Origin of the sequence: Bacillus coahuilensis m4-4 (assembly GCF_000171615.1) — a bacterium.
Classification (GTDB): domain Bacteria; phylum Bacillota; class Bacilli; order Bacillales; family Bacillaceae_K; genus Bacillus_T; species Bacillus_T coahuilensis.
In genome coordinates this window covers 1-1,251 of the sequence record NZ_ABFU01000080.1, presented here as the reverse complement: position 1 = coordinate 1,251, position 1,251 = coordinate 1, and the positions used below count along the sequence as shown (strand labels likewise).

General features: G+C 58.7%; 1 protein-coding gene. It reads left to right on the top strand.

Going from position 1 to position 1,251, the window contains the following annotated elements; genetic code table 11:
• The first annotated feature begins 159 nt into the window (after positions 1-159).
• Positions 160-1,044 (top strand): nucleoside phosphorylase, encoded by an 885-nt coding sequence (locus M44_RS26570; RefSeq protein WP_010176172.1) that lies wholly within the window; start codon positions 160-162, stop codon positions 1,042-1,044.
• Positions 1,045-1,251: the final 207 nt, after the last annotated feature.

The following is a 1,251-nucleotide window of genomic DNA, read 5'->3' as shown; positions in this document are numbered from 1 at the left end:
TCGGCCTACGAGAAGGGCAACAAATCCGAACGCAACGAGCTCCGCGCTTCCATCCGTGACGATGAGCGCACCCTCGACGACCTCCGCACGCAGATCAAGACGTGGGAGAAGCGGGCACGCAATGCAGAGAATAGAACCATTATCAAGTAAAAATCAATCATGGATACAAAGAAGCCAACCCCCATTCCGCCGTCGGAACTGATCATCAACAGCGACGGCAGCATCTTCCACCTGCACCTGAAGCCGGAGCAATTGGCTGACCGCATCGTGTTGGTGGGCGACCCCGACCGCGTGACGATGATCGGGCGGTACCTCACCGATGTGGAGTGCGATGTGCTGAACCGCGAGTTTCACAGCATCACCGGCCACTACGCTGGCAAACGCCTCACCATCGTCTCCCACGGCATCGGTGGCGACAACATCGACATCGTCATTAACGAGCTCGATGCACTGGCCAACATCGACTTCTCCACACGCCTGCCCCGCCCCGATCTGCGCTCGCTGACGATGGTACGCATCGGCACCAGCGGTGGCCTGCAACCCTGGTCGCCCATTGGGACGTATGTAGCTGCCGAGCGCGCTGTAGGCTTCGACGGCGTGCCCTACTTCTACGCTGACACGGAGCGCATCCGCGACCTCCGGCTCGAGGCCGCCCTCCGCGAACAACTCGATTGGCGCATCGACGGCCTCCGTCCCTACGCCGTCCCTGCTGATGCGGAACTGACTGACCGCATCACAGGGAATGACATCGTGCGCGGCATCACCATCGCCACATGCAGCTTCTATGGCGCGCAGGGTCGCTCGCTCCGCATCCCTCTGGCCGATCCCGACCTGAACCGTAAGATCGAGGCCTTCGAACATGAGGGGCGCCAGATCGGCAACTTCGAAATGGAGAGCGCCGCCCTGGCTGCCTTGGCTGCCTTGCTCGGGCACCGCGCATTGACCGTCTGCTGCATCATCGCCGGCCGCGTAGCCAAAAACATGAATGTAGACTACAAGGCGAGCATCGTTGGGCTGATCGAAAAGGTGCTGGAGCGGATATAGGTGGTTAGGAGTAGTTAGAGGGTAGTCAGAAGTAGTTAGAAGCATACCCATAACCCCATGCGGACGGACTATGGGTAGGGGCGAAAAATCTTTCGCCCCTACGATTCTTGAGGGGTAATTCATTCCTGCGTAACCCGAATGATCACAGCGATTATAGAAAGGGGCTCCGATGGATTGTATTCCATCTATTCGGAGCAAGAAATCGAG

What these genes read in the sequence shown, in the direction of transcription:
- M44_RS26570 (WP_010176172.1), top strand. Translation starts at nt 160, where the DNA reads ATGGATACAAAGAAGCCAACCCCCATTCCGCCGTCGGAACTGATCATC.